Here is an 11,933-nt window from a genome sequence, read left to right as displayed (position 1 = left end):
AGTCACACCTGACCCGCGCGGCCAAGGTCAAGAACGCCGGTCCCGGTGCGGGCGGCCCTCTCCCGCACACGAGAGGATGCGGGTACGGGCCACGGGCGACGGGAGGGGATGCGATGACGCTGCAGCACCTCTTTCTGGTGCTGCTGGTCGGTGGCGCGGCCCTGCTGGCGAGCATCACCGCGGTCCGCGTTGCGCACGGGGTGGGGCTGCCCAGCCTGCTGTTCTTCCTGGCCGTCGGCCTCATCATGGGCGAGGACGGGATCGGCCTGCACTTCGACGACGCCCAGCTCGCCCAGGCGCTCGGCACCGCCGCGCTCGGCCTCATCCTCATCGAGGGCGGCCTGTCCACGTCGTGGAACAGCCTGCGGCGGCTGCTCGCGCCCGCCGGGGTGCTGGCGACCGTGGGCGTGGCCGTCTCGATGCTCGTCACCGCCGCAGGCGTGCACTGGCTGCTGGGCATGGACTGGCGGCTGGCGCTGCTGCTCGGCGCGATCGTGTCCTCCACGGACGCGGCGGCGACGTTCGCCGTCCTGCGGGCGCTGCCGCTGCCGGCCAAGCTCCGGGGCCTGCTGGAGGCCGAGTCGGGACTCAACGACGCGCCCACGATCATCCTGGTGCTGGTGTTCAGCAGCGCCGGCCCGTTCCCGAGCGCCGGTTACGTCGTCGGCAACCTGTTCTTCCAGCTGTGCGCGGGCGCGGCCCTCGGGCTGGTCATCGGCCGGCTCGGCGTCGTCGCGCTGCGGCGGATCGCGCTGCCCGCCACCGGGCTGTACCCGCTGGCGACGTTCGGGTTCGGCATCCTCGCGTTCGCCGCGGCCGGGGTGGTGGGCGCCAGCGCCATCATCTCCGCCTACCTGTCCGGAGTGGTGCTGGGGAACTCCCGGCTGCCGCACCGCGCCGCGAACCGGTCGTTCGCCGAGGGCGCCGGCTGGCTGGGGCAGATCGGGCTGTTCGTCATGCTCGGCCTGCTGGTCGATCCGAGCCGGCTGCCGGACGCGGTCGTGCCGGCGGTGGTGGCGGGCCTGGTCCTGCTGCTGGTCGCGCGGCCGGTCTCGGTGCTGGTGTGCCTGCCGGGCTTCCGCTTCCCCTGGCGGGAGCAGGCGTTCCTGTCGTGGGCGGGGCTGCGCGGCGCCGTGCCGATCGTGCTGGCCACGTTCCCCATCGTCTCCGGCGTCGAGGGGGCGCGGGACCTGCTGCACGTCGTGTTCGTGCTGGTCGTGGTGTTCACCCTCGTCCAGGGGCCGAGCCTGCCCGGCGCGGCGCGGCTGCTCGGCGTGATCCAGCCGGGCCAGGCCCGCGAGGTCCAGGTCGAGGCCGCCCCGCTCGACACGCTCGGCGCCGAGCTGCTCACCCTCACCGTCCCGGTCGGCTCCCGGCTGCACGGCGTCGAGATCTCCGAGCTGCGGCTGCCGCCCGCCGCGGTGGTCAGCCTGATCGTCCGGGACGGCGCGGCGCTGGTGCCCGGACCGACGACCATCCTGATGGAGGGGGACGAGGTCCTCGTCGTCACCGCGGAGTCCGTCCGCGAGGCCACCGAGCGCCGGCTGCGCGCGGTCGGCCGCCGCGGGCGCCTCGCCTACTGGCTCGGCGAGCACGGCGACCCGGAGACCGGCAACGGCCCCGCGTCCTGAGCGTCCGGCCGGGCCGGCCTGCCGAAAGTCGGGGGTGCCGGGTGCCGATCGGCCATCGCGGGCGCCGCCCGCCGCTCCCTAGCTTTCCGGGGAGACCACGAGCGGAGAGCGCATGATCACGTTGACCGGCCTGACCAAACGCTACGGCGGGACGACCGCCGTGGCGGACCTGTCCCTGACGATCGAACCCGGCCTGGTGACCGGCTTCCTGGGCCCGAACGGCGCCGGGAAGTCCACGACCATGCGGATGATCCTCGGCCTGGACGAGCCGACCGCGGGCACGGCGCTGGTGTCCGGCCGCCGGTACGCGCGGTTCCGGCATCCGCTGCGCGAGGCGGGCGCGCTGCTGGACGCGCGGGCGGTGCACCCCGGCCGCGGCGGCCGGAACCATCTGCTGGCGATGGCGCGCAGCAACGGCCTCCCCCGCCGGCGGGTCGACGAGGTGCTCGACATGGTGGGGCTGTCGGACGTCGCGGGCAAGCGGGCCGGGACGTGCTCGCTGGGCATGGGCCAGCGGCTCGGCATCGCCGGCGCGCTCCTCGGCGATCCGCCGGTCCTGATGTTCGACGAGCCGGTGAACGGGCTCGACCCCGACGGCGTCCGCTGGGTGCGCGAGCTGATGCGCTCGCTGGCCGCCGAAGGACGCACGGTCTTCGTGTCGAGCCACCTGATGAGCGAGATGGAGCGCACCGCGGACCGGCTCGTGGTCATCGGGAAGGGCAGGCTCATCGCCGACGCGCCGGTCACCGAGATCCTCGCCGGAAGCTCGCGGCGCCGCGTCAGGGTCCGCGGCCCGCGCCCGGAGGCGCTGCGGGGACTGGCCGCCGACCTGGCGGGGCTGGGCGTCACCGCCGACGAGGTCTCGCCCGGGGAGCTGCTGCTCTCGGGCACCACCGTGGAGTCCGTCGGCGAGGCGGCCCACCGGCTCGGCGTCCTCCTGCACGAGCTGAGCCCGCTGGAGGCCACGCTCGAACAGGCGTACATGGAGCTGACCGCCGGAAGCACCGAGTTCACCGCGTCCACCGGAGAGGCCCGATGACCGCCATGACGGAGACCCGCACCGCAACCGGGGGACGCCTGCCGGGTGCGGTGGCGGCCGAGTGGACGAAGGCGTGGACGGTCCGCAGCACCTACTGGAACCTGTTCGGGGCGGCCATCCTGATGGGGCTCGCCTGCCTCCAGCTGGCCATCTACACCCTCAACGCCAACGGGAACGACGACCCGTCGGACGACAAGGGCGTGGTCGCCGTCGGGACGATCGCCATCGGCGCGGTGGACCTCGTCCAGTTCGTCCTGATCGGGCTGGCCATGCTGCTGATCACGGGCGAGTACTCCACCGGGGCGATCCGCGCGACCCTCCAGTGGATCCCGCGCAGGGGCGAGATGCTGGCGGCCAAGACCGTGGTCGCGGGCGTCATCGGCGGCGCCGCCGGTACCGTGCTCGCCGCCGCCGGGTCGCTGGCGGCGCTGCCGATCCTCGGCCGCTGGGGCGGGTTCGAGTTCGGCCCGTGGCTCGGCGACGTCCTCGCCGTCGGCGCCTACCTGGCCCTGATCAGCGTCTTCACCGTGGGCGCCGGCGCCCTGCTGCGCAGCGCGGTCGGCACGCTCATCGTGATCTTCCTGGTCGTCCTGGTGGTGCCCGCCAGCCTGCAGGCGAGCGGCATCACCGCGTTCCAACGCGTCGCGGACTTCATGCCCGCCGTCGCCGGGGCCGCCTTCATGCGCGGCGAGTCCGGCACGTACCCGCCGGCGCTCGGCCTGCTGATCCTCGCCGCCTGGGCGGCGGCCGCGCTCCTCGCCGGGCACGCCGCGCTCCGCCGCCGCGACGCCTGAGAACCGCGTCGCGGCGGCGGAGACGGCCTCGTCGTGTCAGTTCAGGTGGTCGTTGAACTGGACGGAGATCCGGTGGCCGCTGGACGGCCAGGCGGGCACGGCGAGGGCGTCGATGCGGCCGCCGCCGCCGCGGGGCTGCGACACGAGGGCGATCGGGCGCGGCCCGGCCGGGACGAAGACGTCCATGCCGGTCATGAACGGCGTGGCGAAGAACGCCGGGATCGGCGCGCCGAGGTCGGTGACGCGGTCGCGCCCGGCATCGAAGGCGAAGATCCCGATGGTGCGCTTGGTGCGCGGCGCGTTGGCGGCGTTCAGCACCTGCCGCCCGTCGATGTAGAGGGCGTCGCCCGCGCTCCCCTGGTCGCCCCACCACTCCTTCTGCCGGCTGATGGTGAGGGCGGCGTGGTCGTCACCGGTCTCCACGAGGCCCGACAGTCCCTCGCCGGGACGGCTGGTCAGCAGCCGGACGAGCCGGTCGCTGCGGCGGAAAGGCTGGAAGTACAGGTGGTGGACGGACGACTCGTCCCACACGACCGCGAACTCGTAGTGGGCGTCGCCCCGGCCCTCGAACGGGCCCCACGAGCCGTCCCCGGTGAGGTCGTAGGCGGCGAGGGGACGGCTGGTGAGGCGCGAGCCGGTGTACGGGTTCACCCGGTAGATCTCCAGCCGCGCACCGGCCGCGCCGACGTTGGTCGGGAAGTGCACCGCGCGTCCCGACAGGGAGATGCTCGCCTGCGGGACGATCCAGCTCGTGGCCGGCGCCCGCCCGTTGAAGAACTCGAAGAACCGCGCGAACGTCTCGGGCGAGGTCACGACCTGGGTGTGGGACTGGTCGGAGAAGTACACGTTGGCGGCGCCGCCGACCTGCCGCTCCGTCGAGCCCTCGCCCCACACCGCCAGCGTGGGCACGCCGCCCGGCTGGGCGTCCGCGACGGCGCCGTCGAGGTTGACGTAGTGCGCGACGGTCGCCGCCCGCGCGGGCGAGCTGCGCAGGTAGCTCTGCATCAGCGCGGTGCCGAGCGAGTGGGCGAGCAGGTCCACCCGGTCGGCGCCGGTGCGGTCGAGGAGCCGCGCGATGCGGTCGTCCAGCGACGCGTAGACCTGTTCCACGGTCGTGACCGTGAACGTCGAGTCGTACTCGTGACCCTCGATGAACTGCTCCGGGTAGCCGTTGGACGCCAGGCGCCGCGCCTGCGTCTCGAACTGGCCGGCGGAGCCGCTGAACCCGTGCACGAACACGACGGGGCGCGGGGAGAGACGGCGGCCGTGCGCGTGCGCGGGCGACACGACCGACAGGGATAGGAGCAGGGCGCAGAAGAAGGCGATGAGCCGTCGCAGCATGGGAGCGAACCCCTCGTGGTGACCATCCGGGCCCGTAGCTTCTGATCACCGGGGATCGCCGTCAAGGTTCGGGCGGCGACACTGTGCCCATGCCCAGGCGATGGCGGTTCCGGTTATTCACCGGAACGGTGCCGGGGCGTCAGGCGGGGTTAGTGACGCGGATCTTGGATTGCCCGTGCGGGAGTTCTTCCCAGTCGTCCATGAAGCGGGCGGTGAATCCGTGCCTCTCGGCGAGCGACGTCAGCGTTTCGGTGCGGTAGTAGAAGTCCTCCCGCAGGACGTGGTGTTCGGCTCCTTCGGTGCGGTCGAAGGTGAAGTCGAAGAAGCCGCCGGGGACCAGGACCCGGCCGACATTGGCGAGGCATTCGTCGATGACGCTCAGCGGCGAGTGGCTGAAAACGCTGTGCGCGTGCACGACCGAGAAGTGGTCCGACGGCAGGAACCGCAAGGTCAGGTCGTTGACGAGCGTCAGGTGCGGCAGTTTGTCTCCCAGTTCCTCGCGGACGAGGGTGTCCTGCGCGGCGAGCAGGATGTCGGGCGAGATGTCGATGCCGTAGTAGTTGCCGGTGTCGAGGTAGTCGATGAAGCGCCACCCGGCCCGCAGGTTCCCGCAGCCGATCTCCAGCATCCGGTCATCGGGCTTGAGCCCGTGTTTGACCAGGTAGTCGAACTGCATCTTGCCGAGCCGCAGCCAGCGCTCCCGGGTCGGGCTCCCGACCGCGGCCTCGGGGCTCCGGGCCGCGTCGGACCGCATGACGGCCCGGTAGTAGGCGACATGGTCACGGCTGGTGACGCGCAGTTTCAGGTCGCGCGCCGTCCTGGCCAGATACGGCCTGATCTTGTCGGGGTTCTTGGCGGCGTACCGCAGTTTGTAGGTGAGGCTCGCGCGATTCCTGCGCGTCGGCGGGACCGGTTCGGTCATCGGCTCGTCCTCTGAAGTCGCACTCCGGGAAAGCGGCGGCCAGTTCCTGCACGATGGCACAGGAGCACTACCCGTGCCACCGCCCGATAAGCCGAAGCCCGCCCGAAGACCCGCCTGAGAGCCGGGCGCACCGTCATTGGACCGCCTCGGAGCGGTATCGGCGAGCCCATGACGGCGGCGGCGGAGGTGCCGAGATGAGTCCCGGAGACGGCGCGGATCGCAAAGCCACGCCGGAACAGATGACACAGCACGGCAAGAACCTGCACAGAAATGCCGACCCGTACCTGGAGTCGATCAGAACCCTAGAAGGCTTTCCCGCCGTCCGCGCCGGCACCGCGAAGGCGGTCCCGGCCGGTCAGCCGGCGAACCGCTCGTCGACCTGCTCGGGTGTCAGGCCGAAGTCTTCGAGCGCGTAGCGGTGGGACGGCCTGGCGGCGCCGGTCGCGCTCTCCTTGTGCAGGCTCGCCATCGCCGTCCGGGCGTCGTCGCCGAACGGGAGCCCGAAGTGCCGGTAGATCCCCTCCGCCGTCGCGACCGGGTCGCGGACGAAGTCGTCATAGTGGACGTCCACGAACTGCGCGGGGTCGTGGCGGGCGCGTTCGGCGCGGAACAGCTCCAGGCCGCGGCTCCACAGTTCGAGCTGGTCACGGCCGATCACGGCGCCGGTGAAGACGTCCGACCAGCCCGCGGTGGCGTGCGCGGCGAGGCTGCACATGGACGCCATCGCGGTTCGCGGGTCCCGGTGCGTCTGGACGATCAGCGCATCCGGGTAGACGTCCAGCAGCGCGTCCAGGGCGAACAGGTGGCTGGGGTTCTTCAGCACCCAGCGCCGCCCCGGGTCGTTCAGGCCGATGAGCTGCAGGTTGCGGCGGTGCCTGCGGTAGGCGGGCGTCCAGTCTTGGCCCGCGAGCCACTCCGAGTACGCCGGCAGGTGGGCGAGGCATTCGAAGGAGATCGACAGCATGCTCTGCCGGAGGAGCTGCCAGCATTCCTCGACGGAGTCCGCCGAGATGTAGTGGACGCCCATGAACTCGGGGTTGTCGATGTGGTGCCGCCGGTATCCGGCGTCGATCGCCTGGAAGACCGGGTCGTCCGCCCACGTCTCGCGGGGCGGGCGCGGCTGCGGCACCTCCGCGAGCCACAGGTCGAGGCCCTGGTGGGCGGGGTCGGCGGTGAGCAGCCGGTGCAGCGCGGTGGTGCCGGTGCGGGGCAGGCCGGTGACGAAGATCGGCCGCTCGACCGGGACGCCGGCGTGCTCGGGATGCCGCCGCCACGCCGCCTCGGAGAACTGCCGGGCGGCGAGCGCGCCGCGCAGCATCGCGCGCTGCGCCTTGTTGCCGAGGGGGGTGAGCCCGGCGTCCTCGGCGTAGGACTCCAGGAGCACCTTCAGCCCGTCCAGGTAGTCGTCCTCACCGAAGTCGTCCAGGCCGGTGATCCTGCTGGCGGAGGCGTGGAGGTCCTCGACGGTGCCGACGGTGTCGCGGCCTTGGGTCATTCGGGCGCCTTTCCTAGTGGTGCCATTCGCCGGCGTTGACGTCCAGGCACTGCCCGGTTATCGCGCGGGCCAGCGGCGACAGCATGAACACCACGGCATCGGCGACCTCGTCCGGATCGGGCAGCTTGCGCAGGTCGGTGGTAGCGGCGTTCTCGTCGTAGATCTCCTGCGCCGTGACGCCGCGCTTCTTGGCGAGGTGGTCGAAGTACCACTTGAGGTTGTCGGCCCAGATGTATCCGGGGGCGATCGTGTTGACTCTCACGCCGCGCGGGCCGAGTTCCGTAGCGAGGTTCTGCGCCATGGCGAGAAGGGCGGCCTTGGCCATCTTGTAGGCGCCGAACGTCCGGCGGGAATGCCTGAGCACCGCCGAGTTGACCATCACGACGGAGCCGTTGTGCTCTTCAAGCGCCGGGACGAACAGGCGGGTGAGGTGGAGAGCGGCCAGCACATTGGTCTCGAAGCCTCTCCGAACGGCATCGAGGTCGACCTTGGTGAGGTCTTTCAGCGGCGGCGTCGCGAAGGCGTTGTTGACCAGGCCGTCCACGCGCCCGAACGCGTCGTGCGCCGTCTCGGCGAGCCGTTCGCAGGCCGCCATGTCGTTGATATCGGTCGGGACGGTGACCGCGCGACGGCCGATTTCCTCGACTTCCTTGGCGACCTCGGCGAGCCGGCCTTCGTTGCGCGCGGCGAGCACCACATCGGCCCCTGCCTTGGCGCACTGGAGGGCGAGACCGCGTCCCAGACCAGGACCAACACCGGAGATAACGACGACCTTCCCGGCCAGCAACTCGGCGCCCATCAGCCGAGCATCCTTCGGGCGACGGCCACTTGGCGGGCGGCGATCCGTTCCTTCCATTCCTGCTCGGTGACCCGCTGCCGCTCGTAATGGGGAAGCCGGCGCGGCAGCTCGTCGAACGGCATGACCTCGACGCTCGGCCCGTCCGCCGTGGTGAGGTCGCGGGTGAGCCGCTGCCAGCGGAACTGCAGGTAGCCGCGGCGATGCCCGGTCCGCTCGATCCAGTTGGCGAGGCCGGGATCCCGCTCGCTGACCACGTACCGGATCATGCCGTCGTCGTCCACGCGGGCCTGGTCGGCGGTGAGGCTGGTCTGGTGGTTGATGTAGTCGAGCGAGACGTACCACATGCTGCCGAGCTGGAAGCCCTGGTAGGGCGCGACATCGCGCTCGGCGGCGGGGGCGGTGATGACCATGACCTCGTCGTCGTCCAGGTCGTAGTGCCCGACGGACGAGAACTGCGTCGCGAGCCCGCCGGGTGTGGGACGCGGCTCGGTGAGCGTGTTGACCGGCAGGTTCAGGTAATGCCATTCGGGAAAGGCGAGGAAGGTGCGCAGCCGAGCGACCAGCATCTTCCCGGCCACCGCATACCGACGGGCCATCCGGTCGGACGGAATGGAGGGCGGCGACGTGCCGAGCGTGTCGGCACGGTGGATGCGGATCTCGCCAGAACGCTCGTTCGCCCAGTCGCTGAACACTTCCCGGACGATCAGCATCGCCGACCCGGGGGCCACGGCGACGTATCCGGGCTCAGGGTCGGCTTTCGGGGGCCCGAACCGGAGCTGGAAGGTCCCGTCCGCGGCGATGTCCAGCTCCCGGTCATCGAACGCGGTGAGGCTGTCGGGCGACTGGCTGGGCGAGTAGTCGCCGTTCATGATCTGGAAACTCAGATCGGCGGTGGTCCCCCGGCGCCCGGTGACGACGTACTCCGCGTCGTCCCGTATGTAGGCGTGGAAATACAGGGTGTCGGGGTTGTCGAGGCCGAGCTTCGTGTAAGGCCCGGTGGACGAGGCGAAGTACGGATATTCGTGCTGGTACGCCTGCACCATGTGCAGCGACGCCTTGATGCTGCCCGCGAGGTAGTCGAGCCCTTCGGCCAGGTCCTGGTCGGTCTTGACGTGCGGCGCGCTGCGGATGATCTGCTCGGCCTCCGCGATCGCCTCGGCGAACGATCGCGTGGCGGGACTGCCTGCGGCTGACTCGATGGCCACCTGACTCCCCTCAACGTCTGACGAACGGTAGAACTGGTTCTAGGCAGCGACAATGGGCCGTCCCGGTCATCGGGAGCTCGGCATCCCGGCGGTGAACTTGAGGCTCGGCATGTCGTCCAGCGACACCATGTACTCGTACGTGCGCTTGTGCCCGGTCTTCTCGACCAGCCAGCGCCCGTCCGCGCCCCGCCGGTAGACATCGTGGTAGAACGCGGCACCCCGGATGAGCAGCCGCTGCTCGATGAGAATGATCGAGTCGTCCAGCGACCACGTGCCGGTAGCGCGATCCCCGTCGATGTCGATCTCGGGCGCGCCCGCCGTGTGGGTGGAGATCTTGTCGGGTCCGAGATTGCCGCGCATGTAGTCGACGATGGCGTCCCGTCCCTCCAGCCGGAGGGTCTTGCCGAGCACGGGCGTGTCGTACTCGGCGACGGCGTCCTCGGTGAACACGTCGGCGAACTCGTCCCACAGCTTCAGATCGACGCAGCGCAGGTAGCGGTACTTGAGCCGCCGGATCTCTTCCAGAGTGACCAGGTCCATGAGACGCATCCTGCTCGCCGCACCGCGATTAGACAAGAACAGGTTCTAATTCGCTGCCGGCGTTGTGCTGATCGCCGGCATCTGGGTTGATGGTGGCGGAGCGAGAGGCGCGCGTATGAGCCCGGACGAGCGAGAAGAACTGTTCGAGCAGGCGGTGAGTCTCTCCGCCGATCGCAGAACCTGGTCCGACGCGGATCGGCTGTGGACCCGGGTCGTCTCGGCGTACGAGGCGGCAATCGAGACGTCCGCCAGGGTCGACCGCAACGACGAGCGGCAGCTGGCCCGCGCTCTGTGGCGCCATGCGTCCCTCCTGGCCATGCTGGGCCGCGCCGACGAGGCGGTGGCCAGCGGACGCCAGGCTGTCACCTGGTTCAGACGGATCCATGACGCGGTGACCGCCGAAGGAACGACCCCACGCCGCGACGAGGCGCTGGGCGCGCTGCTGACCGCCTTGGCCGACCTGGCAGGCTTCGAGTTCAACGCCGGCCGCCCCGCCGCTCGCCTGGATCTCCTGAGACAAGCGGCCGAGCTGGGCATAGCCGAGGTCGCGAACCCACTGACGGCCGGACCGCACACCAAAAAGGCGATGGGATTCATCTACCACAATTTCGCCGCCGCCCTGCTTGAAGGCGACCACGACCACGACGACGTCGTGGAAGCCTCCCTGATGGCGTCGCTGGCCGTAGAGATCCGGCTGGGCGACCTCAACGCGGCAAACCCGAACTCCGCATGGGAACTGGCCAACACATACGTGGTGTTCGCACGCTCCCTCGCCGCGATGAACGACCGCTCACGCCTCGAGATGCTGGTTCCGTTGGCCGAGAACCTCCTAGACTTCCTGGGACCGTCGGCAGCAGCTCTACGCGAAGAACTGCACGCCGCCGCGGCACCACCCGAGCTTCCGAAGATCCCCGAAACTTTCTCCACACCACCCCCACCACAACGACGCTGGTGGCGACGATAATTCGGAACGATCAACCATGGTGGCCGATTCCCCGGGTTCCACAACGGACGGCATTCGGTGAGAATTGCCAAGTGCCTTCCTTACATCCGAAGTACTGGTCGGTGTGTCGCGTCGAAACCGGTGATGCCACCCTGGTGGTCGCCGGTCGGAACAGCGGTCACGTCGAGGTATGGCATCCGGGCGTCGGCGGCAGCCGCAAGATCGGCAGGGTCAAAGGACCGGCCCTCGCGGTGTGCCCCGTACGGCTGCGCGGGCAGCCCGTCGTCGTGTCGGCCGGGATCGACCGCACGATCTGGCTGTGGGACCCCGTAACCCGCCGCCAGGTGACCCGGTACACGGGACACCCCACCGAACGGATCACGCAGCTCTGCCGACTCCCAGCACCCGCCGCCACGGACGACGACCGCCTTGTGACAGCCGGCCATGACGGCAACATCATCGTCCTGGACATCACCAACGGCGAAGCAGTGCACATCATGACCGAGCCCGCCGGCCCAGTTCAGGGCATGTGCCTATTCGAACTTGACGAAACACACCGGCTAGCGACGGCCAGCCTAGACGCGGCCGTACGCATCTTCGACGTCGAAAGCGGCGCACTGCTACACACCATGACCGGCCACGAAGGCTGGGTACACGCCGTATGCCCGGTGACCGTCAACGGCGAGGTACTAATCGCCTCCGGCGGAGACGACGGCATCATCCGACTCTGGGACCCCCAGCAAGGCACCATGGTCCGAACCATGAAGCCCCGCCCCAGCCTCCACACAGCGGGCATAGAGATGTCTGGCGGAGGCACCATCTTCGCCTTACGCGAGGTCCACTCCGACAACGGCACGTGGCTAGCAGCAGGCGGCGACTTCCCAGGCGTATGGCTATGGGACGCGACCACCGGCCGCGGCGCAGGCTGGGTCGGCTGGGGCGGCGCACTGGACACCAAGCCCGAATGCGGCTGGGTACGAGCCCTAGCCACCTACCCGTCCGAGACGGGCCCGCACCTTCTCATCTGCGGCTACGACAAGGCCGTAAACCTATTCACCGCAAACGGCGACCACACCTTCCAGAGCTTCTAACCGTGAAGGCCGACTTCATAGCCGCCACGCTCGCGGAACAACAACACACCGGCGCCCCAGCCGAAATCTGCGCCGTCCTGAACAGACTCCCACCTACCCTGCTAACCGCCCCAGACGCCCAAGTAATCGACCA

The 11,933-nt window shown here is 70.1% G+C and carries 11 protein-coding genes; 5 read left to right on the top strand and 6 right to left on the bottom strand.

Annotated elements, in window-relative coordinates; genetic code table 11:
- Nucleotides 1-113: 113 nt before the first annotated feature.
- From E1266_RS01690 to E1266_RS01680, 3 genes are all read left to right on the top strand, one after another.
- A complete protein-coding gene (locus E1266_RS01690) occupies nt 114-1,631 on the top strand; it encodes a potassium/proton antiporter (protein ID WP_132042945.1) in 1,518 nt (505 codons plus the stop codon).
- Between the two features lie 112 nt (nt 1,632-1,743).
- Nucleotides 1,744-2,670 carry an ATP-binding cassette domain-containing protein gene (locus tag E1266_RS01685; protein WP_132042943.1) on the top strand — a complete coding sequence of 309 codons (927 nt, stop codon included), beginning with the start codon at nt 1,744-1,746 and terminating at the stop codon, nt 2,668-2,670.
- On the top strand, nt 2,667-3,464 hold the full coding sequence (locus E1266_RS01680) for an ABC transporter permease (RefSeq protein WP_132042941.1): 798 nt from the start codon (nt 2,667-2,669) through the stop codon (nt 3,462-3,464). Before E1266_RS01685 ends, E1266_RS01680 begins: the two co-directional genes overlap by 4 nt.
- Before the next feature lie 36 nt (nt 3,465-3,500).
- On the opposite strand, the gene E1266_RS01675 is transcribed toward E1266_RS01680, so the two are convergent.
- The 6 genes from E1266_RS01675 to E1266_RS01650 all read right to left on the bottom strand — a co-directional run bounded on the left by E1266_RS01675 (nt 3,501) and on the right by E1266_RS01650 (nt 9,766).
- Complete coding sequence (locus E1266_RS01675; protein WP_132042939.1) at nt 3,501-4,805, bottom strand: alpha/beta hydrolase; 1,305 nt, start codon at nt 4,803-4,805, stop codon at nt 3,501-3,503.
- A gap of 139 nt (nt 4,806-4,944) precedes the next feature.
- Nucleotides 4,945-5,727, bottom strand: coding sequence for a class I SAM-dependent methyltransferase (locus E1266_RS01670; RefSeq protein ID WP_132042937.1), 783 nt, complete (start codon nt 5,725-5,727; stop codon nt 4,945-4,947).
- A 355-nt stretch (nt 5,728-6,082) separates the two neighbouring features.
- Nucleotides 6,083-7,222 (bottom strand): sulfotransferase, encoded by a 1,140-nt coding sequence (locus E1266_RS01665; RefSeq protein ID WP_132042935.1) that lies wholly within the window; start codon nt 7,220-7,222, stop codon nt 6,083-6,085.
- A gap of 13 nt (nt 7,223-7,235) precedes the next feature.
- A complete protein-coding gene (locus E1266_RS01660; RefSeq protein WP_132042933.1) occupies nt 7,236-8,021 on the bottom strand; it encodes an SDR family oxidoreductase in 786 nt (261 codons plus the stop codon).
- Nucleotides 8,021-9,226, bottom strand: coding sequence for a hypothetical protein (locus tag E1266_RS01655; RefSeq protein WP_243718175.1), 1,206 nt, complete (start codon nt 9,224-9,226; stop codon nt 8,021-8,023). The genes E1266_RS01660 and E1266_RS01655 overlap by 1 nt, the downstream gene beginning before the upstream one ends.
- 66 nt (nt 9,227-9,292) lie before the next feature.
- Nucleotides 9,293-9,766, bottom strand: a complete 474-nt coding sequence (locus E1266_RS01650; RefSeq protein ID WP_132042931.1) for a nuclear transport factor 2 family protein — start codon at nt 9,764-9,766, stop codon at nt 9,293-9,295.
- A 115-nt stretch (nt 9,767-9,881) separates the two neighbouring features.
- Here E1266_RS01650 and E1266_RS37745 point away from each other — a divergent pair, with 115 nt between their 5' ends.
- Nucleotides 9,882-10,730: a hypothetical protein gene (locus E1266_RS37745; RefSeq protein WP_165965893.1), complete on the top strand. Its 849-nt coding sequence runs from the start codon at nt 9,882-9,884 to the stop codon at nt 10,728-10,730.
- 71 nt (nt 10,731-10,801) lie between these two features.
- Nucleotides 10,802-11,800 (top strand): hypothetical protein, encoded by a 999-nt coding sequence (locus E1266_RS01640; protein WP_165965892.1) that lies wholly within the window; start codon nt 10,802-10,804, stop codon nt 11,798-11,800.
- Nucleotides 11,801-11,933 lie beyond the last annotated feature (133 nt).

The sequence above is a fragment of the Actinomadura sp. 7K534 genome, from assembly GCF_004348575.1.
GTDB lineage: Bacteria > Actinomycetota > Actinomycetes > Streptosporangiales > Streptosporangiaceae > Spirillospora > Spirillospora livida.
Note: the sequence above shows the minus strand (reverse complement) of the source record. Positions and strands in the feature narration are given on the sequence as shown.

Coding starts and splice junctions, on each gene's coding strand:
- E1266_RS01660 (WP_132042933.1), bottom strand. CDS start 8,021: ATGGGCGCCGAGTTGCTGGCCGGGAAGGTCGTCGTTATCTCCGGTGTT.
- E1266_RS01680 (WP_132042941.1), top strand. CDS start 2,667: ATGACCGCCATGACGGAGACCCGCACCGCAACCGGGGGACGCCTGCCG.
- E1266_RS01650 (WP_132042931.1), bottom strand. CDS start 9,766: ATGGACCTGGTCACTCTGGAAGAGATCCGGCGGCTCAAGTACCGCTAC.
- E1266_RS37745 (WP_165965893.1), top strand. CDS start 9,882: ATGAGCCCGGACGAGCGAGAAGAACTGTTCGAGCAGGCGGTGAGTCTC.
- E1266_RS01675 (WP_132042939.1), bottom strand. CDS start 4,805: ATGCTGCGACGGCTCATCGCCTTCTTCTGCGCCCTGCTCCTATCCCTG.
- E1266_RS01670 (WP_132042937.1), bottom strand. CDS start 5,727: ATGACCGAACCGGTCCCGCCGACGCGCAGGAATCGCGCGAGCCTCACC.
- E1266_RS01685 (WP_132042943.1), top strand. CDS start 1,744: ATGATCACGTTGACCGGCCTGACCAAACGCTACGGCGGGACGACCGCC.
- E1266_RS01665 (WP_132042935.1), bottom strand. CDS start 7,222: ATGACCCAAGGCCGCGACACCGTCGGCACCGTCGAGGACCTCCACGCC.
- E1266_RS01690 (WP_132042945.1), top strand. CDS start 114: ATGACGCTGCAGCACCTCTTTCTGGTGCTGCTGGTCGGTGGCGCGGCC.